The organism is Pedobacter sp. SYSU D00535 (assembly GCF_017355855.1).
Taxonomy (GTDB): Bacteria; Bacteroidota; Bacteroidia; order Sphingobacteriales; family Sphingobacteriaceae; genus Desertivirga.
Genome location: NZ_JAFEWD010000011.1, coordinates 78,799 through 103,672, shown reverse-complemented (window position 1 = coordinate 103,672; position 24,874 = coordinate 78,799). Strand labels below are relative to the sequence as shown.

Genomic DNA, 24,874 nt, shown 5'->3' with positions numbered 1-24,874 from the left:
TTAATTTAATAATCTTTTTTCGGCGCATTGTCAACAGCTTCCCTCACGTTCCCGTACTGGTCAAGCAGTTTTTGTGCCGTTTGTTCGTCTGCTCCGGTTGCTTCCATCACCATGTTCACCGCCCGGCTCACCAATTTGTGGTTCGTTAGCTGCATGTCGAACATTTTGTTGCCCTTCACTCTCCCCAGCTGGATCATGACACTCGTGCTGATCATGTTTAAGACCAGTTTTTGTGCGGTACCAGCTTTCATTCGTGTGGATCCGGTGACGAACTCAGGGCCTACTACCACTTCCACGGGATACTGAGCTACCGAAGCAAGGGGACTGCCTGCGTTACAAACGACGCAACCTGTAGTCACGCCCGCCTCATTTGCTTTTTTGATTCCCCCGATAACGTAAGGAGTGCTTCCTGAGGCTGCTATTCCTACCAGAACGTCTTTTTCATTAATATTGTATTGTTGCAAGTCTTTCCAGGCTTGCTCCTGATCATCTTCCGCAAACTCTACCGCTTTTCTAATGGCGCCATCTCCGCCTGCTATGATTCCTATCACCCAGTCATGAGGCACACCGTAAGTCGGCGGGCACTCTGAAGCGTCTACAATACCTAGGCGACCGCTGGTGCCGGCACCAATATAAAACAGACGGCCTCCTGTTTTCATTTTCCGGGTCACCTCGTTCACTAATTGTTCTATTTGTGGAATTGCCTTTTCAACTGCCGATGGAACCGTCTTATCTTCATTGTTAATGCCCTGCAGTAGTTCCGACACCGACATTTTTTCAAGGTTGTTATATAGTGAGTCCTGTTCCGTCGTTCTTTTCATAAAGTAAAGGTCCGAAATAGTTTTTTAAGCTGAAAGCAGGATGGTGACAAGGGGGTAAAACTGAACTTATCCACATTGGTGAATTTTATAAACATTCTGCAGTAAGAAGCCTCTGATTGACATTTAATGAACGAATTTTGCTTGTTACTGAATTACATTAGATGCCTGAATTGTAAATGCGATCATCTACCAAAAAGAATCTTCTAATCGCTTCTTTTTATGCCGGTACCATGGTACTGGGTATGTTTCTGGGGCCAAGATTTCAGAGGGAAAACGAGAACAGGAAAAACGGAACCTTCATTCCTTTTCTGAACAGCCGTGCAGAAAAAGTAGATCGTGTACTAAATATTATAGAAGAGAACTACGTTGACCCCGTAAAAAAGGACACTTTGCAGGATATGGCTATCAATCAGATATTGAAAAAGCTCGATCCACATTCCGCCTACCTTCCCCCTTTAGAAGCAAGGAACTTTTCTGATAACCTCGATGGTAAGTACACAGGCATTGGGGTTGAATATCAGACTGTAGGTGATACCATCCTGATCACGGCAGTAGTTGATAAAGGTCCGGCAGCCAGAGGCGGGGTGAAGCCCGGGGATTTCCTGTTGGCCGTTGATGGTAAAACAGTGGTTGGCCCCAACAATTCTGCCGAGCGGGTTTCCAGATTGATCAAGGGTCAGCGTGGGACATCCGTAGAGCTGCGGGTTAAGCGATTGGCTGAAGAGAAGCGCTTACTGGTGAAGAGAGATAGAATTACAGTTAGCAGTATTGACATTGCTTATGTGGTAGCGGAAAAAGTGGGTTATATCAAAATAAGCAAGTTTGGTGCCCGGACGGAAGATGATTTTGAGGAAGCCCTGAAGCGCTTAAAAGAAAAGGGAATAACTAGCCTGATCCTCGATCTCAGAGGAAATGGCGGCGGCTATCTGAATGCGGCGACTGCTTTGGCAGACCATTTCCTTCCCGATGATAAGCTAATTGTGTATACTCAGGGAGAACACGAGCCCCGCACCGACTATTATGCTACTGCCGAGGGTGAATTCGAACAGGGTAAATTAGTGATCCTAATCGATGAAAATTCTGCTTCAGCCAGCGAGATTTTAGCAGGAGCTGTTCAGGACCTTGACCGTGGTACAGTTATAGGAAGGCGCTCCTTTGGAAAGGGGCTCGTTCAGGAGCAGTTTAACTTTGGTGACGGCTCGGCCCTAAACCTGACAGTGGCAAGATATTATACTCCTTCAGGCCGGTCTATTCAGAAGCCTTATAAGTCAGGCTCAGATAAGTATTACGCGGAGCTTGCTGAGCGGTATAAAAGCGGAGAGCTTAACGGAAAGCACGTCGACAGTGTAAATGATAGGCACAAAAGCTTCAAAACAACGTCCGGCAAAGCCATTTATGGCGGCGGAGGAATTACCCCTGATATTTATGTTGCACTAGATTCTACCGGGTACAACGATTTCTACTATGCATTGTACTCGAAAGGGGTGATGGCTGCTTTCACTTACAGTAGTCTGGTAAAGAAATATTCAGCCCCTGCATCTTTAGGAGAACTCATCCGGGAATTTAAGTTGGATGATGAATTGTTTAGCCAACTACTGACTGCTGCCCGCTTAAGGGGAGTACAGGTGGATCAAAAGCTGGCCCAGACAGCCCGACCCGCTATTGCGGCCCGTTTGAAAGCTTTGTTAGCCAGGTATTACTTTGGGGAAGAGGCGTATTACCGCACTCGTCATGTGAATGATAAAGTGATATCAAGGTCGCTGGAAATTCTCAAGCAACCTTGATATTTAGGGCATTATTGTCCTTCTCCTGACACGTTCATGCTATCAGTTTTCTCTGATAGGGGCTCGTCTGACTGCGTCTGATCGGAATTTGCTGAAGTATCTGCCTGCAGCTCGCTTTGGATAAGTGAATCGGCCGCTTTCGCCGCGTCTATAGAGTCCTTGTCATCGGTTTCAGAATTTCCGCTGAAGTTGGGGTTGCAAGAGGCTAGAACAATTGCAACAGCGGAAACCATATAAGCTATTTTCTTCTTCATATTCGTCTTATTTCTGCCTGAAATATATTTGAATAGGAACACCATTGAAGTCAAAATGTTCTCTCAGTTTATTTTCCAGGAAACGCTTGTACGGCTCTTTGACGTACTGGGGTAGGTTGCAAAAGAAGGCGAACATCGGCGAGGAACCATTGATCTGGGTGATGTATTTGATCTTGACGTACTTGCCCTTCAGTGACGGCGGAGGATAGCTTTCGATAATTGGAAGCATCACATCGTTCAACTTAGAGGTAGGGATTTTCTTGAGCTTGTTTTCATATACCTTTGAAGCGGCCTCTACCGCCTTGAAGATCCGCTGTTTTTCAACAACCGAGGTGAAGATGATTGGCACATCAGAAAAAGGAGCAATCTTGTCTCTAATCGTATCTTCGAAAGCTTTGCTGGTTTTGTGGTTCTTCTCGATCAGGTCCCACTTATTCACCAGGATCACCACGCCTTTTTTATTTTTCTCAGCCAGGTGGAAGATATTGATGTCCTGTGACTCTAATCCCTCTACTGCGTCGACCATCAGAATCACGACATCTGCTTCTTCCAGTGCTTTGATGGTACGCATTACTGAGTAGAATTCGATGTTCTCTTTCACCTTCGTCTTCTTTCTCAATCCTGCCGTGTCGATCAGCATGAATTCATGGCCAAATTGATTGTAGTGAATATGGATGGAATCGCGGGTAGTGCCTGCAATAGGAGTAACAATATTCCTATCCGTTCCGATCAGGGCATTAATCAACGATGATTTTCCAACATTTGGTCGGCCCACGATAGTGTATTTAGGAAGTTTAGATTCCTCAGGATCAGCTTCTTTAAAATGCTTTACTACTTCGTCCAGGAGTTCTCCCGTTCCTGAGCCGGTCATCGAGGAAATCCCATAGATGTCGCCCAATCCGAAGCTATAGAAAATGGCCAGTTCGTTAACCAGCTGGTTGTTGTCTACTTTGTTTGCTACCACAAAAACCGGTTTATTGCTTCTTCTCAGAATGTCGGCTATGCTATCATCCAGGTCAGTGGGGCCGGTAGTAACATCTACCATAAATAAAATGACCGTAGCTTCTTCTATGGCGATGAGTACCTGCTCCCGTATAGCTGCTTCAAATACGTCCTCCGAATGGGCCACGTAGCCTCCTGTATCAATTACAGTAAATGTTTTTCCGATCCACTCTGCCACTCCATAGTGCCTGTCTCTGGTTACCCCGCTATAATCGTCTACTATCGCTTTGCGCGATTCTGTTAGCCGGTTATATAAAGTGGATTTTCCTACGTTTGGTCGGCCTACTATTGCTACTATGTTACTCATGTTTAATTTAAGATTTAAGCCAACGGATTCCAATTACCCGCAAGCCTTTTAATTTATTGTTCTGGATGCTAGCCCAGCTTGCTTTCGATGTTCTTTCAGCGTGTACGATGCAAAAATCGTACTTCTGAAATAGTATCATCTTTATCTAATCTTCGTACCCGAACCGCTTCAGGTAATTCTTTTTACTTCTCCAGTCGGGTATTACTTTAACAAATAACTCCAGGAATATTTTTTTCTGAAGAAATTCTTCTATGTCTTTCCGTGCGTAAGTCCCTACTTTTTTCATCATCTCACCTGATTTGCCGATCAGGATATTTTTTTGAGAATCCCGTTCCACAATGATCTCGGCACTAATGCGGTTGATATTATCCATTTCCTTAAAAGAGGTAATGATTACTTCCGTACTGTAGGGGATCTCTTTTTCGTACAGTTTGAAAATCTTTTCCCGAATAATCTCGGAAACAAAGAAGCGCTCGTTCCTGTCGGTCAGCGTATCTTTCTCATAGTAAGCAGGATGCTCGGGCAGGTTTTCGAGGATGAATTCCATTACTGCCCTCGTGTTATATTCCTTCAAGGCCGAAATGGCGAAAACCGCTTTCGGATTCAATGCTTCTTTCCAGAAGGCAATTTTTGCTTCTACTGCTTCCTGAGTCGACTTGTCTATTTTGTTGATGATGACAGCTACCGGAGACAGTGTGCTTTTAAGTTTTTCTATCACATCGTATTCGTCGTGTCTTTCGTTGATGTCGGTCACCAGCAAAATAACGTCTGCATCCACCAAAGAATCGTTCACTGCTCCCATCATACTTTCCTGCAAAGCATAATTGGGCTTGATAACTCCGGGAGTATCCGAAAACACAATCTGGTAGTCTTCTTCATTCACGATACCCAAAATGCGGTGACGGGTAGTCTGGGCTTTGGGGGTGATGATAGACATTTTCTCACCTACGAGGGCATTCATTAAGGTTGATTTACCAGCGTTTGGCTTGCCAACAATACTCACAAATCCGGCTTTATGCGACATGGAATTTTTTTAAAAAAATATTTGGACTGCAAAGAAACGAAATATATCTTTGCAGTCCAATTCGGGAGGTAAGTATTCAACAAGAAAACCTTCAGAGAATTGTCGAAAGTGCGGGGTGGAGCAGTTGGTAGCTCGTCGGGCTCATAACCCGAAGGTCATCAGTTCGAGTCTGGTCCCCGCTACCTGAGAAGTGTGAAAGCACTTCTTTTTGTTGGCCCGTTCGTCTAGGGGTTAGGACGCCAGATTTTCATTCTGGAAACAGGGGTTCGATTCCCCTACGGGCTACAGATCAAAGCGGATGAGAAGACTCCGCTTTTTTTATGAAATTTTTTAGTTGAGTTTAGAAGTATTTTTGAGACATCAGCTTTAAAATAGAGAGTGCGGGGTGGAGCAGTTGGTAGCTCGTCGGGCTCATAACCCGAAGGTCATCAGTTCGAGTCTGGTCCCCGCTACCTGAGAAGTGTGAGAGCACTTCTTTTTTTGGCCCGTTCGTCTAGGGGTTAGGACGCCAGATTTTCATTCTGGAAACAGGGGTTCGATTCCCCTACGGGCTACTAAACCTTAAAAAGGTCCATTCGTCTAGGGGTTAGGACGCCAGATTTTCATTCTGGAAACAGGGGTTCGATTCCCCTATGGACTACAAGTTATCACTAGAGGCTGCGATTATTGATCGCAGCCTTTTTTTGTTTATTCCTAACGAGGGTGCTTGACTGAATTTTTAAAACCGTAGCCATCCTTTTTTTAATCAAAACTGCGCAGTCTTTCGCCACGGAGAAATTTCATTTTGGTCGATTAGAAGCAAGTTTTTGGGTATATTATTCTACAGTTTGGGGTTGTAATTCTGGCAGCTGAGGAATTTTCGTAACGATATAGACACGCTTTCGTAAAAGGCAACTATGTCGAGACGATTACTCAACTATCTGCTTCCTATATATCGTTCCGTTGCCACCTTTCCCTTAAAAAAAAATTCACTTCTTTTTTTACTGGGAATCCTCAGTTGTTCGCTTGCTTTCGCAGAAGGGAGTAAAGAACTCAACCCTAATGGAGGGCACCGTGTATATCTGTACAGTTCAACCAGAACGACCGTCTCATTGCCTTGGGTAGGTCAGGGGCTGGTACGAGTGTATGTTCAGGCTGGCGAAACGATCAATGTGGGTTCCAGCGTTCAGGGCTTGGGCGATGGCACTATTGTTTTAGTCTCTCCCGACGGAACCACCTATAAGTCGGGGAATTCGACCACCGTTGGTCGCATTGACACCAGGGCGCAGGAAATGGCAGGACCTCTGCCGAATGCAGGAGGCTACACGCCCTACACTGTTACAGCGAAGGCCTCCGAGGTGGGAGTCTGGTCCGTTTTTTTTGTAGGTAGCAATGGTACGAATAATAGTACAAATACACCCGGCGACAGACTGAGTGCCAATGCTTGGGATCAGCCCAATAATTCTCCTTACATAGCTGCTTTCGATGTTTCTGTTCGTAATACAGCAGGTACTGCGTTTATCCCGGGGAGGGCTTACATGAATTTACTCCAGGGCTCACTTGGTGAATTTGATGCGAGATTTACGGGGAAGCTTAATGTGCTTACAAACGATGGTTATATTTATGAAGTAAATGCAAATGGCCTTGCCGGGAATGCTTTCGCTTTTTTCTCTAATAATAAAGGATTTAAAAATGGCGCCAACCCGAGCTATTCAAGTCAGGACGGCACCTCTATAGTCGCGATACATGCTCCTTTAGCCGAGGACACTGCTGCTGATGTTACCCACAAGTTGTTCTTCAATACGCCAGCTGCCGATCTTCCGGCTTCTGCACCCGCCCGGACCACGGATGGTCTGGCAGCAACTCTTGGTACAGCAACAACTACCTGGTTAAAGACTAACCCGGTGAGTCCGGAATTGACTAATTTTTCCTTCGCAGGTAAAGAAGGAACATCCAATCAAGCTGGTGCTCATAGTAGTATGGGCGGTAATTTTATCTTCGACGCGAATCAGACAGGTAATTATAGTATAAAAATTGACGCAAATAAGGACGGTGATTTTACAGATGCAGTTGACAGGATCATTACCAATCCTGCAGTGGTTGGCAGCAATACTGTTTTCTGGGACGGGCTCGATGGAGCCGGAAATCCGGTGTTAGGCTCCTTCAACAGCTCTACTATGCAGATTATACTTCGGGCAGGAGAAGTGCATTTCCCGCTGTTAGACGTAGAAAATAACCCCACAGGGATAATTATTACCCGAACAAATGGAGTCGGGGCCGGAGATCAGACGGTTTACTGGGATGACTCGGATATATCATCCAACTCTAATCCATCAAGCCCGCGAAACACTTCCGTAAACGGAGTCAGCAGCGCAACAAACGGTCATAAATGGGGCTCCACGGGATATGGCTCTGGTAGTTTCGGGAACGAAAAAGGACTTGATACCTGGACTTACGTATTCAGTACGCCAATTGCTCCTTCCGTTCAGATCGACTTTTTAAGGGCCAATCTGGAAGTGCTGCCCATTATTAAGAGTAAGACCGTCGGACTGTGTATCGGACAGCAGCAGACCTACACCGTTTCGGTCAGAAATAATGGCCCCAGCGGAGTAAGCGATGCCAAATTCAATTTCACGTTCCCTGCCCAGTTAACAGGTGTGGTAGTTACCCCGGTTCTGACATCCGGATCGGCGAGTGTCGTTTCCAGTACGCTGATAGGCAACCAGTACAATGCTTCTTTAAATATGAGCAACGCCTCGGTGCTGACCTTCACCGTTACCGGGACTGTTTCTGCTTTGCCGCCTTCGAACGCAATAGATGTGAAGGCAAGTATCATGAGGCCTGCAGATGTCTACGACCCTGATGCTACCAATCCGGATGCTGACATTCCTTCTGACCCTCAGGTAGAGTGCGATGCAGGTGTGGCGGGTTGTAATAATATCCAAAATGATTCGACTCCTGTTTCCCTCAGCAATCTAAGCATTGCCAACGTTTCAGCAGCCGAAGGATCCGGAGGAAGTCACAATATGGCTTTCACAGTGACGGCTTCTCCCGCCAATGTTAGTTGCGATATTACCGTTGATTATGCCCTTACACACGTTTCTACAAACGTTACGGACTTTGCCGGTTCGCTATCAGGTTCTGTGACAATCCCCGCCGGGCAAGCAAGCAAAACGTTTTTCATTCCCATCCGAACAGATCAGATTATCGAGGCGGATGAAACATTCACCATTACTATTGCAAATCCGAGCACTGGCGGCGTCATTACAACTGCCACCGCAACAGGAACTATCGTCGACGATGACAATATTCCTGTCAACAGGGCACTTGTAATTACTTCAAGTGACGGAGCAGAAGGTGTAGCCCCCGGTGCTTCGTTTACGATTGGTTTCCCTACCGGAATTACAGCCGATCAAGACACGGAAATTCAATATACTTTGGGCGGTACCGCGACTGGCGGTGGTACGGATTACACGGGAGCCACTACAGGCACCGTTATCATACCAGCGCTTACCAATAGTTTTACCGTTACCCTTCCGGTGATCAATGATGTTATTCTGGAAGGAACAGAAACAATAGAGATCAGCACCGGCACCATTACCACGCCTTACAGCGGTATCAACGTTGCAAATACCCCTCATACCTTAAGTATTTTTGATGACGATAACGCTGTCTTACTCAGCGGACCAGCGCAGGTAATAGAGGGAAATTCGGGGCCAAGCTATGTGACATTCCGGGTGTCGCTGGATATCTCAACCAGCAGCGATTTTACCATTGACTATTTTACACAAGACGACATTGCAACAGTGGCCGATAACGACTACGTTGCTAAATCCGGGACATTGACTTTCCTGGCTAATAATCCGGGCCAGTACCATGATATTCAAATCGCTGTAAATGGTGATTTTAAGATCGAAGGGAACGAAGCCTTTAAAATTGTAATTGATAATCCATCAACTACTTTTGGCGGCTTGTTGAAGATCAGCGGTTCTCCCGCTACGATCTCAATCTTTGACGACGATAATAACGCTGCCAACAAAACGATCACCATCACTAAAGTGGATGGAGAAGAAGGCGGAGCAGACGCGCAGTTTATTTTTAGTTTTCCTACGGGAGTATCAACGGATGGAACAACCACCATAAACTACAATTTGAGTGGCCTCGCAGTGGGTAACGGAGTTGACTATGCGGGAGCTACTACCGGAACAGTGACCATCGCGCCAAACGCAAACAGCGCTACTCTTTCTCGTGCTGTCACTGATGATTTGATCATCGAGGGCTCTGAAGAATTGACCGTTACCACTGGGACTATCAGCAATTCAAAATATTACGGAATAGGGGTTGCAAACTCCCCATTCTCACTTAATATCCTGGACAATGACAACACCGTTGCGAATAATACGATCACTTTAAGCAGAGAATTCGATGGTGGCGAGCCTTCTACAAATGGACGTTTCAGAGTAAGCTACCCTGCGGGCATTGTTCGATCGACACCAACCACTGTAAACTATTCGATCGCGGGCACCGCAATAAACGGCTCAGATTATACAACTCTTTCAGGCTCGGTTACGATCCCTGCAAATGCTAACTCCGCGTTTATCGATGTGATAGTTACGGATGATCACGTAATTGAAGCGCCGGAAACAGTGGTTCTTACCCTTACTTCTGCCAGTAGCGGAAGCGTTTCCTTAAATGTAATCTCTTCGCCCGAGAGTATCGATATTACGGACAACGACAATATCGCGGCAAACAACGTTGTTACCATCACAAAAGACTCGGACGCGGAAGAAGGGCTGGTAAACGGCCGTTTTAAGGTAAGCTTTCCCGCTGGTTATGTGAGCTCGGTACCTACCAGAGTTACTTACGTGATTGGAGGTTCAGCTACTAACGGAACAGATTATACAAGCTTGACAGGCGAGGTAATTATTCCTGCTAACTCCAACTCGGCCGATATTAATATTCTTGTTGTAGATGATCATGTGATTGAAGCTACAGAAACAGTAAGCCTGGGACTGTCCTCAGCCACCAACTCGATATCAGTACTAGCAGTAAATCCTTTAACAACAGTAACTGCTGACATTCGCGACAATGATAATATCGCCGGAAATAGCATTATAACGTTAACCAAAGTTTCGGACGGTGCAGAACCCGGGACGAACGTTCAGTTTTCAGTAAGCTATCCGGCAGGGGTGACGAGTGCCGCGGCTACGACGGTCAACTATTTAATCTCTGGTACTGCCATTAATGGAACAGACTACGCTGCACTAGGCACTTCTGTAATCATTCCGGCGGGAGCAAATTCCGTGGCTATTTCTCCAGCTATCTCTGATGATAAATTAATTGAGGCGACGGAAACAATTATCCTCACTCTGACAACTGCCACAAACCCTATTAGCGTCCCGGGTCTGACAGTGGATCCTACAGACGGAGTAAGCGCTGACATTGTGGACGACGACAATACTCCGGCAAACACCAGGATTACTCTTACAAGAACCAGTCACGGTGCAGAACCCGGAACAAAAGCGCAGTTTACACTTAACTATCCTGCGGGGATAACAAACTCAGCACTTACAACGGTCAATTATATAGTCGGCGGAACAGCAACTAATGGCACTGACTTTACGCTTCCCGACAACACCACTATTATCATCCCGGCAAATACGAATTCTGTAACGCTGGATGCTACAGTGCTCGATGATTCAATCATCGAACCCACAGAAACTATCACTATTGATCTGATCACTGCATCCAGCAGCACTACTTCTTCCATCGCATTAGAGCCGGTAGGCGCCGTATCGGCGGATATTACTGATAATGATAATACAGTTGCTAACAGAACCATCTCGATAAGTAAAATCGACGGTGTTGAGGGAATGCAAAACGGTAGCTTTACATTTAGTTTTCCTCCGGGAGTTGCTGCCAGTACCCCTACCGTTATCTCTTTTAACCTGGACGGAACTGCAAGTGGCGGTGGAACGGACTATACTGCTTCACCTTCAGCTACGTCTATAACCATTCCCGCCGGACAAAATAGCGCTACCCTATCCTTGCTGGTAGCCGAGGACGATATCATTGAGAATATTGAGACAGTGAGGTTAACCGTAACGGGTGTAAACAACAGTGATTTGCCGGGGATCGTCGTAAGTAATTCTCCGCAAACACTTGAGATATCTGACAACGATGATTACACAACCCTTTCTGTGGCGAATGCAACGGTTACAGAGGGAAATTCTGGCTTCTCTACGTTGACTTTCAGGGTGACTCTTGCCAAGGCTACCGGCAGAAGCTTCTCAGTAAAATACACCACCGAGGATGAGACTGCTACAGCTGCTGGTAACGACTATATTCCTAAGACGGATATTCTGAATTTTTCCGGAATGCCCGGACAATCCTTCGACGTTTCCGTGCAGGTGCGGGGCGATCAGATGATCGAATTGACCGAAACCCTGAAGTTCAAAATATTTGACCTCTCCGATAACTTTGGTGGACGGTTGAGTTTTAGCAATTCGGTGGCTACTGGTACTATTGTCGACGATGATTTGACCCCGGCCAATGTAAAAATTACCGTCACTCCATCTCACGGATCAGAAACCGGTCCTGTTTCCGGAAGCTTTACCTTTAGTTTCCCTGAAGGAGTAAGTGCAGATGCACCTACGGTTATCAATTTCGGACTAAGCGGAACGGCAACCGGCGCTGATTATACCGGTGCAGGTGCCAGCTCCATTACTATTCCTGCCGGGGATAATAGCTTCACACTGGAACTTCCGGTGATTGATGATTCAAGGGTGGAAGATACCGAAACAATCGTACTGACCACGGGTACGGTAGGAACTCCTTACGGGATAACGGTGGATAATTCTCCGCAAACGCTGGAGATTGCAGATAACGACCAAGCTACGGTAAGGGTCAGCGGAGCTACCGTAGCTGAAGGCAACAGCGGAACAACGGTCCTAAGCTTTATGGTTACGCTGGATAAAGACACGGAGCCCTTCACCGTGAACTACGCAACCAGCGACGGAACTGCCACAGTAGCAGACAACGACTACACCGCTAAAAGCGGAACCCTGTACTTTAACGGAACGGCCGGCAGTCAACCCATTGTAATAGAAGTAAGAGGAGATCGGAAAGTAGAGATCGACGAGAACTTCAGTATCACGTTAAGTAACTTAAGCAAGAGTTTTGACGGCCGCTTAACCATTCCGGTAGCATCTGCTACAGCCACAAGTACCATCACCAACGACGACAACGCCACAATCACTATTAGCTCGGCAGATGGTATGGAAGCGGGTCCGGTTGCAGGAACCTTCACGTTCAGCTTACCGGGGGTAACGCTGGATGCGGAAACAAAGATCAATTATACCTTGTCGGGGATAGCAAAAAGCGGGGAGGATTATACGGGTGCTATCAGCGGAAGCGTAACTATTCCGGCCAATACCAGCAGTGTTACCCTGAGCCTTCCGGTGTTGGCAGACCTGATGGTAGAAGATATCGAAACAGTGATTTTGACCATCGACGGCGTCAGCAGTCCGTATCCGGTTGCGATAGCCAACTCGCCGCATAGCCTGAATATCATTGACAAAGATCAGGCAGTAGTGAGCCTGACTGGTCCGGTGACCATCACTGAAGGTGATACCGGGCCCAGACTGGCTACGTACACAGCTACCCTGAACCAGGCTGTAGCCGGGGGCTTTTCGGTAAATTATACAACTACAGACGGATCGGCAACAGCCGGCAGTGACTATGCAGCCAGCAGCGGCTCGCTTCATTTTTCAGGTGATGCCGGTGAAAAAATAGAATTTACAGTTCAGATCAACGGCGACCGGGTAATCGAAGCGGATGAAACGTTCAGCGTTTCGCTCACAGGCCTGACCAGTGCCGCTGCGAAACGTCCGGTGTTTCAAACTACGCCGGTAGTAACTACTATTGCAAATGATGATTCAGGAGAAGTAACGATCACTTCTTCCAACGGATCAGAAGCAGGTTCGGTAGCGGGAACCTTCACCTTCAGTCTTCCTGGAGGAATAACTGCGGATAAAGAGACGGTGATTCATCTGGGATTGACAGGAACAGCTGGCAGTACCGATTATACAGGAGCAGGCACCAGCACCGTTACCATCCCCGCAGGAGACAATAGTGTTACGCTAACTCTTCTGGTAGCGGACGATGATCTATTAGAAAATACCGAAACAGTTATTTTGACAACAGGAGCGGTAGATAGTCCGTATGGCATCGCCGTAGCGAACTCTCCGCAAACCCTAAATATTACAGATAACGATCATGCTACACTGGCCATCAGCGGAGCCACGGTAAATGAGGGTGACAACGGAATTACCACCCTAAGCTTCACTGTGACCGTCGATAGAAATTTGGGGGCTCCATTTACCGTAAATTATGCGACCAGCGACGGTTCGGCTACCCTTGCAGATAACGATTATGTGGCAAAAAGCGGAACCTTGACTTTTGACGAAAACGTCCTGAGCCATACCATAGTAGTCTCCATTAATGGTGATAAAAAAGTAGAAACGGATGAAGATTTTAGTATCGCGCTAAGCAACTTAAGCAGCAACTTCGGCAACCGTTTGAGTATCCCCGTTGCGGGCAGTGTTGCCACAGGAGAAATAAGGAATGATGATGGTGCGACGATCACGATCACTTCTACAGACGGAGCAGAAGCCGGTGCCATACCGGGAACGTTCACTTTCAGCTTCCCGTCTGGGGTAAGTGTAAATGCTCCAACCGTGATCGAATATGTCTTGTCAGGAACAGCGAAAAGCGGAGAGGATTACCCGGCCGCCATCAGCGGAAGCGTTACCATCCCTGCAGGTGACAACCGTGTGGTGTTGAGTCTGGATGTGACGGATGATGCAGTAGTAGAAGATACCGAAACTATCACACTCACCACCGGAAACATTAATAGCCCCTATACGGTAACTGCCGCTAACTCGCCGCAGACGCTTTCTATTATTGATAATGATCTGGCAATGGTGAGCCTGACAGGCCCGGCAGTGGTGACAGAAGGCGACAACGGAACAAAAAACGTTACCTACACAGCAACAGTTGATAAAGCTGTTCAGGGCGGATTCACAGTAGATTATGATACCATAGATGGCAGCGCTACCGATGCAGATAATGATTATGAAAGCAGTACCGGCAAGTTGACGTTTACCGGAACAAGTGCCGGCGAAACCCAGACATTCACCCTTGTCATTAACAGCGATCGGAAAATAGAAGCCGACGAGAACTTCAGCGTAGTGCTCAATAACCTGCTCAGCTCCGTAACTAAGCGTCCCGCGTTTCAAACCACTCCCGTAGTAACAAAAATTACGAACGACGATTCTGGTGCCATCACCATTTCGTCGACCAATGGCTCAGAAGCAGGAGCCGTTTCTGGAACTTTCACCTTCAGTCTTCCCGTCGGCGTTACTGCTGATGCGGCGACCAAGATTGACTTCGGCCTGAGTGGAACTGCTACAGCCCTTGATTATACCGCGCCTCTGACTAATTCTGTAACCATCCCTGCCGGGGCCAACAGCGTATCGCTAACCTTACCGGTGATCGACGATGCAATTCTCGAAGGGAAAGAGACAGTCGTTCTTACTGTCAGCGGTGTTACCAGTCCTTACGCGCTAGCAGTAAGCAATTCGCCCTATAGCTTCGATATCACAGACAATGACGAGGCTACCCTGCGGATAGTTGGTGAAACGAAAACGGAAGGCGATGCAGGAAACAAGGTGCTTAACTTTACAGTGACCCTTAACCAGAAAACGGAAGGGAAATTTACTGTCGACTATCTGACCTCAGATGGGTCAGCAAAAGTTTCCGATAATGACTACATCGCCAGAAGCGGAACCCTAAGCTTCGAGGGAGATGCCGGTGAAACAAGGATTATACAGGTAAGCCTTAACGGCGATAAAAAGATCGAAGCGAATGAAGACTTCAACCTGACGCTGCGGAACCTGTCTAACAACTACAATAACGCACTGGTGATCGACGGTTCGCCTGCTACCGGAATCATCAGCAACGATGATGTTGGGCTAATTGCCATCACTCCTGCAAACGGATCCGAAACAGGTCCTGCTCCAGGTACTTTCACATTCAGCCTGGCTGGCGGAGTGACCATGGATGCTGCGGCGACCATCGAATACACCTTGTCCGGAACAGCCGAAAGCGGTAAGGATTATACCGGAGCTATCAGCGGAAGCGTTACCATTCCTAAAGATGAAAGCAGCGTCACACTAACACTTCCTGTAACCGACGATAATATTGTAGAAAATACAGAAACGATCATTTTAAGTACGGGCATTATCACTGCTCCGTACGCCCTGACCGTCGATAATTCTCCTCAAAGTTTAACTATTGCCGATAACGACCAGGCCACTGTGACGTTGAGCGGTCCTCCGACTGTCACCGAGGGGAATAACGGCACTCAACTAGTCACCTACACAGCAGTGCTTGATAAGGCTACTCAAGGCGGCTTCTCGGTAAATTATGCTACTGCCGATGGAACAGCAAAAGCAGCCGACAATGACTACGTGAGCAGCAGTGGTCAGCTGAATTTTGCAGGAAAAGCTGGAGAACCGCAGAGCTTCACGATTCTTGTCAATAGTGATAAGAAAATCGAGGCTCATGAGAATTTCAGCGTTTCCCTGACCAATTTGGTAAGCTCCCTGAGCAACCCTCCTGCAATTCAGATTGCTCCGGTAGTAACAACTATTCAAAACGACGATTCGGGAGCAATCACTATTGCCGCCGCCAACGGTTCTGAAACCGGTCCTGTACCTGCCAGTTTTACCTTTAGCTTGCCGTCAGGCGTTACTGCTGATGCTGACATCACCGTTCACTTCGGTTTAAGCGGTACTGCCAAGAGCCCGGATTATACGGGTGCCGGCATTACTTCCGCTACCATTCTGGCCGGAGAGACCAGCGTTACTTTAGACCTTCCGGTGATAGATGATCTGATTACGGAAGGAGTAGAAACTGTAGTTCTGACGACAGGAAACGTAAGCAATCCTTACGGGATCACTGTAGCAAACCCGACGCAAAGCCTGGAGATCGCAGATAACGATAATGCATCGTTAAGCATCAGCGGGGCAACAGTAACTGAAGGAAACAGCGGAACTACCCTCCTGAACTTTACGGTGACCTTGGATAGAGCCACAGGTCCGTTTAGCTTAAATTATGCTACGGCAGATGGCACCGCCACTACCGCGAATAACGATTACAGTGCAGCCAGCGGACCTATAAACTTTAGCGGACTTGCTGGCGAAAGCAAGACCGTGACGGTAGCTGTGACCGGTGATCGCAAAGTGGAAGGAGATGAAACGCTGACTATGACGCTCAGCGGTTTGAGCACGTCCTTCGATGGCCGCTTAAACATTGCCGCTGCTACTGCAACGGGAACTATTACCAACGATGATCTGGCAGTAGTGACAATCACTTCTACAGATGGTATGGAAGCCGGGCCAGTACCTGGTACCTTCACCTTCAGCCTTCCGGCGGGAGTAACAACAGACGCGCCGATCATCATCAACTATAGCCTGTCGGGTACGGCAGAAAGTGCCAAGGATTATACCGGTGTCATCAGCGGAAGCGTAACGATTCCTAAGGATGCCAGCAGTACTACATTAACACTTCCGGTACTGGCAGATCTTCTTGCAGAAGATACAGAAACGGTCATTCTGACTACAGGAATTATCAGCAGCTCGCATCCGGTAACTATCAGCAATTCTCCTCAACGTCTGAATATCATTGACAAAGACCAGGCAGTAGTAAGTCTTACTGGTCCCGCCGTTATTACCGAAGGTGAGAATGGCTCGCAGCTGGTGACCTATACGGTTACATTAAACCAGGCGACAGCCGGTAGTTTCAAGGTAGACTATACTACCTCAAACGGGACTGCTACTGTAGCGGATGACGATTATGAGCTCAGCAGCGGCACGCTGGAGTTTGAAGGTACGGCAGGAGAGACAGAAACGTTCACCGTTCAAATAAACGGCGACAAGAAGATAGAGATCGATGAAAACTTTAGCGTCAGCTTAAGTAATCTGATCAGTGCGTTCAGTAATAAACCTGTAATTCTGAACGTGCCGGTGGTAACAAGTATTGTAAACGACGATAGCGGAGCAATCAACATCAGTTCTTCCAATGGTTCGGAAACTGGCCCGGTAGCCGGAACTTTCACGTTCAGCTTCCCTGCTGGAGTAAGTTCGGATGCTGCAACTACTATTCAGTTCGGACTGACCGGTACAGCTACAGCTGCTGATTATACTGGTGCCGGAACTTTGTCGGTAACCATACCGCCAAATGTTAATTCTGCGCAACTGAGCCTCGGCGTGATCGATGACAGCATTGTGGAAGGCACCGAGTCAGTGATTCTGACGACTGGCCATATCGGTAGTCCTTACGGGATCACCGTAGCCAATTCTCCTCAAACGTTAACCATCGCAGATAACGATCAGGCTACCTTGAGTCTTACCGGGGCAACGGTAACGGAAGGCGACAGCGGGTCAAAGGTGATCAACTTTACGGTGAGCCTGGATAAGGCGACTAACTCCTTCAGCGTAGACTATACAACTACCGATGGCAGTGCGAAAGTTTCGGATAATGACTACTCGGCGCTTAGTGGTACCCTCAACTTCGACGGTACGGCGGGAGAGAGCAAAACCCTGTCGGTGGCCATTAATGGCGATAAAAAGATAGAGGGGGATGAGCTCTTCAGCATGAGCTTAAGTAAGCTGTCCAGCCATTTTAACAATAGCCTCGTGATTAGTGGTTCCCCAGCAACGGGTATCATCGTTAACGACGATGCCGGTATCATTACTGTAAGTGCGGGCAACGGATCTGAAACGGGACCAACGCCAGGTACCTTTACCTTCAGTCTGCCTGCAGGTACCACCACAGATACGCCTATCCAAATCGAATACAACCTATCGGGGACTGCCAAAAGCGGCGCCGACTATACAGGAGCCATCAGCGGAAGCGTAACCATTGGAAAAGATGAGAATAGCACCGTACTGACAATTCCTGTGATTAACGACGCGCTGGTAGAAGATACCGAAACCATTGTGCTCAACTCTGGTTTGATCACGAGTCCTTATAATACCATCACCGTCGCCAATTCTCCTCAAAGTTTGACGATCACTGATAACGATCAGGCAACTGTGTCATTAACAGGTCCTGCTGTTATCACAGAAGGAGATACTGGTACACAAATCGCCACGTATACCATCACACTGGATAAGGCAACCACTGGTTCATTCACATTTAATTATGCAACCACCGATGGAACAGCAAGCAGTACGAGCGACTATACTCCGGTAAGCAGAAGCGTAACGTTCTCAGGTACAGCCGGAGAATCGCACTCCTTTGATGTGCTGATTCGCAGCGACCGGAGAATTGAAGCGGATGAAACCTTCAGTGTAGTACTGAGCAACCTGAGCAGTTCCTTTAGTAACCGTCCGGCTCTTCAAAGTACTCCTGTTGTAACTACCATTAAAAATGATGACTCAGGCGCAATCTCGATCAGTACGGAGAGCGGTTCAGAAACAGGTCCAGTTCCGGCCAGCTTTACCTTTAGTTTCCCTTCAGGAGTAAGTGCAGATGCACCTACTATCATCAATTTCAGTTTAAGCGGAACGGCGACCGGCACTGATTATATCGGTGCAGGTACCAGCTCCATTACTATCCCCGCCGGGGATAATAGCTTCACGCTGGAACTTCCGGTGATTGATGATTCAAAAGTAGAGGATACCGAGACAATCGTGTTGACCACGGGTACAGTAGGAACTCCTTACGGGATCACGGTAGCCAATTCTCCGCAAAGCCTGGATATTGCAGATAATGATCAGGCAACTTTGAGGGTCAGCGGAGCTACGGTAGCGGAAGGCAACAGCGGAACAACTACGCTAAGCTTTACAGTTACGCTTGATAAAGACACCGAGCCCTTTACGGTAAACTACGCAACCAGCGACGGAACTGCTACGGTTGCCGATAATGACTATACCGCCGCAGCTGGTACGCTATATATTGACGGAACAGCGGGCAGTCAACCTATTGTGATAGCCATAAAAGGAGATCGAAAAGTAGAGATCAATGAGGATTTCAGTATCACGTTAAGCAACTTAAGCAAGAGTTTTGACGGCCGCTTAACCATTCCGGTAGCATCTGCTACAGCCACAGGTACCATCACCAACGATGACAACGCCACAATCACCATTAGCTCAACTGATGGTATGGAAGCGGGTCCGGTTGCAGGAACCTTCAGGTTCAGCTTCCCGTCGGGGGTAACATTGGATACGGAAACGAAGATCAACTATACCTTGTCGGGAACGGCAAAAAGTGGGGAGGATTATACGGGTGCTATCAGCGGAGATGTAACTATTCCGGCCAACGCCAATAGTGTTACCCTGACCCTTCCGGTGTTGGCAGACCTAACGGTAGAAGACATCGAAACGGTAGTTCTCACTACGAATCTGATTACCAGTCCATATGCGGTGACGATAGCCAACTCGCCACACAGCCTGAATATCATCGACAAAGATCAGGCAGTAGTGAGCCTGACTGGTCCGGCAACTATCACCGAGGGCAACAACGGTACCCAACTGGCTACCTACACCGCTACCCTGAACCAGGCTGTAGCCGGCGGTTTCTCGGTAGATTATGCAACCAGCGACGGATCGGCAACAGCAGGCAACGACTATACAGCCAGCAGCGGCTCGCTACATTTTTCAGGTACAGCAGGCCAAGCGATAAGCTTTACAGTTCAGATCAATAGCGACCGGGTAATCGAAGCAGATGAAACCTTTAGCGTTTCGTTGAGCAGCCTGACCAGTGCTGCAGTTAAACGCCCTGTACTTCAAACTACGCCGGTAGTAACTACTATTGCAAATGACGATTCAGGAGACGTAACGATCACTTCTTCCAACGGATCAGAAACAGGTCCTGTAGCAGGAATTTTCACCTTCAGTTTACCTGGCGGAGTAACTGCGGATAAAGAAACCGTGATCCACTACGGACTAGGCGGTACGGCTTCAAGCAGCGGGCCAAAGGCTGATTATACAGCAAGTCCGGCAATCGGATCGATCACCATCCCTGCAAATGGGAACAGTGTCCAGTTAATACTGGACGTGATGGATGACCAGACCATCGAAGGCACTGAGACAGTAGTAATAAGCACAGGAACTGTTGCAAGTCCTTACGGCACTACGGTAGCTAATTCTCCACAGACCCTCCAAATAACGGATAATGACAATGCGATCTTGAGCATCACCGGATCTTCGGTCACTGAAGGCAACAGCGGAATCAGTGCGCTCAACTTTAACCTTTCTCTGGATAAGGCCACCGGTCCGTTTACTATTAATTACGCCACCGCTGATGGGACGGCGAGCGCTTCTGCCGGAGATTACAGTCCGGTAAGCGGAACCGTAAGCTTTAAAGGCGATGCAGCGGAGAGCATATCCATAAGCGTGCCTGTCAATGGCGATCTTAAAATTGAAGACGATGAGAACCTTAAGCTGGAATTAAGCGGTCTTTCAACGGATTTCAATAGTAGCTTACTACTGAGCAGCTCTTCGGCGATCGGTACTATCATTGACGATGATAATACCGCTGCTAATAGAAAAATAACTATCACGACTGTGAATGGCGCTGAAGGCGGTGCAAACGCAAGCATCAAATTCAGTTTCCCTCCGGGAGTAAGTACAGATGGCACTACATCTATCCCTTACAACCTGGGTGGAACTGCCAGCGCAGCCGGCATCGACTACGATATTCCGGCAACGGGAACAGTAACGATAAATCCTGGAGAGAATAACGTTACCCTTCCTCTGGTAATTACCGATGATTCATTGCTAGAAGGAGCTGAAACGGCGACTGTGAACACCGGGCTTATCAGCAATGATAAATATACTGGACTCGCTGTTGACAATGCTCCTCAAACGCTGAACATAGCAGACAATGACGGTGCTTCCTTGTCTATTGCAGGACCTGTAACAGTTACCGAAGGACACAACGGATCTACAAAAGCAGTCTTCCAGGTTACCCTTAACCGGGCAACGGGAGTAGGGTTCTCCGTCAACTATCAAACGGAAGATGGAACCGCACTGGCATCAGATAACGACTATCTGCCGGTAGTAAATGGTCTGGTCCATTTCCAGGGTGAAGCAGGCGAGATGCAGCCGATCGAAATTGTGATCATTGGCGACAGGAAGATTGAGTCAAATGAGAACTACCAGGTTCGTTTAACCGGACTATCTTCTGACTTTGGCGGAGCTTTGACTTTAGGCACTACGTCCGCAACCGGAATTATTCTTGATGATGACAATAACGGCAGTAACAAGGCTATCACCATTACTCACTCTAATGGAACAGAAGGTGCGGCGAACGGAAGCTTTACATTTAGCCTCCCAGCGGGGGTAACGCTCGATGCTTCGACAACTGTCCATTATACTCTGAGCGGGACAGCCAAAGGTGCCGGAATCGACTATACGAATCCACAGGTTGGATCAGTGATCATCCCGGCAGGAGAGAACTACGGTGTCCTTACCATTGATCTGATAAATGATACCGGCCTTGAGCCTTTAGAAACCGTTATCGTTACTACGGGAGCTATCTCAAATACGAACTATAGTGGCTTGACGGTTGCCAACTCGCCGCACTCGCTTATTATTGAAGATGACGATGAGGCATCCTTGACGATTAGTCAGCCGGTTGAAGTAACGGAAGGTAATGGGGGAACAATAAACGCAGTGTTTAAAGTGACTCTTAATAACGCTACCGGAGATCCTTTCACAGTGGATTATACTACCAACGACGGTTCAGCCACTGTTGCAGACAATGATTACCTGCCAGCATCAGGTACCTTGACCTTCTCCGGAAAAGCGGGTGACTTTGTCAACATCATCGTACCGGTAAAAGGAGATTTGAAAATTGAACGGGACGAAACCTTTACCGTGGAGCTGCGGAACTTATCCCGCCAGTTTGACGGGCGCTTGCTGCTTCCGGATGTGCCGGCTACAGGATTGATCCGGGATGATGATAAGACGATCAATAACAGCCGGATCATCATTTCCCGAGTTCATGGAGCAGAGGGCGCAACTGATGCGAGCTTCAAGTTCAGCTTCCCGGCAGGTGTTTCCACTGACGACTGGACAACCATTGCTTATGGGCTAGGCGGAACTGCACTGGGCGATGGTGTTGATTTCGGAATAGCTTCAACTGCATCAGTGACCATTCCGCCTGGAGAAAACAGTGTAGTTCTTCCTTTAGCGGTGATTGATGATGCGGTTGTCGAAGGACTTGAAACTGTTGTTCTTACTACCGGTTTAGTGGAGAACAATACGCACGCAGACATCGTCGTAGCCAACTCGCCGCTGTCTTTAAACATCAGCGATAACGACAAAGCAGAATTAAAACTCAGCGGACCGGTAGTGGTAACGGAAGGCAATAGCGGTCCGGCACTGGCTACCTTCAGCGTAACGCTCAGCGCCGCTACAGGCAATAAGTTCAGCATCGGCTACGCCACCATGGATGGTACGGCCAGGTTGAGCGATAATGATTATGTAGCAAAAACGGGCACGCTTGATTTTGATGGTAATGAAGGCGAGGTGCAAACCATGACCATTCTGGTGAACGGCGATTATAAGATCGAAGCGGATGAAGAGTTTAACGTGATCCTCAGAAACCTGTCAGATAATTTCGGCAATCGTTTAACCTACAGCGCAACACCGGCGAAGGGACGCATCCTGAACGACGACAATGGAACAATTACCATTACCAAAACCGACGGGAAAGAAGGCGCCTCCGGCGGACACTTCACCTTCAGTTTATCTCCAAACGTTTATTCGGATAAGCCAATTGTTATTCCATACAACCTGACAGGAACAGCCCTTGGTAATTCGGTCGACTACCTGGTGAATACTTCCGGTTCTGTAACTATTCCGGCGGGGCTGAACAAGGTCAATCTAAATCTGGTGATCAATGACGACGCCATCATTGAGCCGGCTGAGATAGTGAAGATTACTACCGGTATCGTACTGAGCAGCATGCCGAATGCAATACTTGTTGAAAATTCACCACAGGAACTCCGCATTGAGGATAACGATGCCGCGCCAATCGTAATTACGAATCCGGTGATTGTTGCCGAAGGAAACGCAGGATATGTGACAGCAGAATTCACAGCGACGTTGCCTTTAGCAACTGCCGAAGGGTTCCTGTTTGATTATGCTACCGCCGACGGAACCGCGAAGGCAGGTGAAGATTACCTTGCTCAATCGGGCAAACTGACCTTTGCAGGACGGGCAGGCGAAAAGCAAAAGATATCCATCCAGATCAAAGGTGATCGCCTCGTGGAAGGGGATGAGAAATATATGATCAACTTCAGCAACCTGTCCAATCCGTTCGGCGAGGCCCTGAGTTTCGAGTTTTCTTCTGTCGTAGGCGTGATCCATGACGATGACCTGCTGCCTACGGCGCAGAGCGACTTTGTTACCACGCCTGAGGATACTCCGGTAACTTTCTCGCTGGTGGCGAACGATAGCGATGTGTCGGGTCTCGATCCAACCAGTATAATTATCAAAGCTCAACCAGCAAAAGGACAGGTGAAGGTAAACCGAGACGGCACCGTAACGTATACACCAGCCAAAGATGACTTCGGTACGCATCAGTTTAGCTACACGGTTAAAAATCTAAACGGTTTAGAGTCAAATGAGGCGAATGTTACAGTAACCGTAACGCCAGTCAGCGACCCACCGGTAGCAGAGGACGATCACTTCTATGTGCAGCACGAGGGGACATTGCGAGAGAATGTGGGCGTAAATGATGCAGATCCGGACGGTGACCCTATCAGATTCAAAGTTACCGTTCCTCCTGCAAAAGGAACATTGGTAGCATTCAACGAGGCAGATGGTTCATTCATCTATGTTCCTAATGCCGGAATTCCTACTGGTTACGACGAGTTCAAATACCAGATCGCTGACCCGGGAGAACTTACGGACGAGGCCCTTGTTACCATCGGCGTTCAACCGAAAACGAAAGTGAAGCTGACGCCAACGCTGGTGAGCCTGAAAGAAGGGGAAGAGTTAAAGGTAACGGCAGTGCTTTCTGAGCCCCTGCTTCAGGATGTAATCATCAACCTGGAATACAAGGGTGATGCCGAGTTGAATACGGATTATAAGTTAAGTGGCGATTTCAACTCCTTCCTGATCAAGGCCGGAGACACAACGACCAACCAGGAACTAACCTTAAAAACGGTTCAGGATTACCTGGAGGAGACTGAAGAAGTAGCTGAGATCAACATTGCTACTGCTACACCATCCGCTTTTGTGGAAATAGAAAGCGGAACAGAGGTAACGATCGGTGATCTGCTCCTTACAGAACGACCACTCGGGCCGGATGAGAATCACCACATCACACCAGACCCTTATGCTTCACCTAACGGAGATGGACGGGGTAATGAAGGCTTCGTGATCCATAACATCGATAAATACCCAGACAATGAGGTAACCATCTTTAACCGCTGGGGTAATGAAGTGTTCCGTATTAAGGGGTATAATAATAAAGACAAGGTGTTCACCGGGGTTGCTAATTCGGGCTTACTTGCTAACAAGGAATCTACTTTGCCTGATGGAGTTTACTACTATATCATCCGCACTAAGGTGGATAACGTTGCAAAAATGAATAAAGGATACGTGATTATTAAGCGCTAG

6 protein-coding genes and 5 tRNA genes are annotated in these 24,874 nt (G+C 47.7%); 7 read left to right on the top strand and 4 right to left on the bottom strand.

The window, feature by feature from the left end; genetic code table 11:
* Nucleotides 1-5: 5 nt before the first annotated feature.
* Entirely contained in the window at nt 6-821 is an 816-nt protein-coding gene (gene murQ / locus J4N23_RS17420) for an N-acetylmuramic acid 6-phosphate etherase (protein ID WP_207429091.1), read from the bottom strand.
* A 176-nt stretch (nt 822-997) separates the two neighbouring features.
* Here murQ and J4N23_RS17415 point away from each other — a divergent pair, with 176 nt between their 5' ends.
* Entirely contained in the window at nt 998-2,605 is a 1,608-nt protein-coding gene (locus tag J4N23_RS17415; protein ID WP_207429090.1) for a S41 family peptidase, read from the top strand.
* A gap of 11 nt (nt 2,606-2,616) precedes the next feature.
* Here the strand turns inward: J4N23_RS17415 and J4N23_RS17410 are convergent, their stop codons facing one another.
* The 3 genes from J4N23_RS17410 to era form a co-directional block, all read right to left on the bottom strand.
* Nucleotides 2,617-2,859, bottom strand: coding sequence for a hypothetical protein (locus J4N23_RS17410; RefSeq protein ID WP_207429089.1), 243 nt, complete (start codon nt 2,857-2,859; stop codon nt 2,617-2,619).
* Nucleotides 2,860-2,866: 7 nt separating this feature from the next.
* Nucleotides 2,867-4,168: a ribosome biogenesis GTPase Der gene (gene der / locus J4N23_RS17405; protein WP_207429087.1), complete on the bottom strand. Its 1,302-nt coding sequence runs from the start codon at nt 4,166-4,168 to the stop codon at nt 2,867-2,869.
* A gap of 145 nt (nt 4,169-4,313) precedes the next feature.
* A complete protein-coding gene (era, locus tag J4N23_RS17400) occupies nt 4,314-5,192 on the bottom strand; it encodes a GTPase Era (protein WP_207429086.1) in 879 nt (292 codons plus the stop codon).
* Nucleotides 5,193-5,301: 109 nt separating this feature from the next.
* On the opposite strand from era, the gene J4N23_RS17395 reads away from it, so the two are divergent.
* The 6 genes from J4N23_RS17395 to J4N23_RS17370 all read left to right on the top strand — a co-directional run bounded on the left by J4N23_RS17395 (nt 5,302) and on the right by J4N23_RS17370 (nt 24,874).
* Nucleotides 5,302-5,374: transfer RNA gene (locus J4N23_RS17395), tRNA-Met, on the top strand.
* Between the two features lie 31 nt (nt 5,375-5,405).
* Nucleotides 5,406-5,477 (top strand) — tRNA-Glu (locus tag J4N23_RS17390).
* Between the two features lie 94 nt (nt 5,478-5,571).
* Nucleotides 5,572-5,644: transfer RNA gene (locus J4N23_RS17385), tRNA-Met, on the top strand.
* 30 nt (nt 5,645-5,674) lie between these two features.
* A tRNA-Glu gene (locus J4N23_RS17380) sits at nt 5,675-5,746 on the top strand.
* 14 nt (nt 5,747-5,760) lie between these two features.
* A tRNA-Glu gene (locus tag J4N23_RS17375) sits at nt 5,761-5,832 on the top strand.
* Nucleotides 5,833-6,088: 256 nt separating this feature from the next.
* Nucleotides 6,089-24,874, top strand: a complete 18,786-nt coding sequence (locus tag J4N23_RS17370) for a Calx-beta domain-containing protein (RefSeq protein ID WP_207429085.1) — start codon at nt 6,089-6,091, stop codon at nt 24,872-24,874.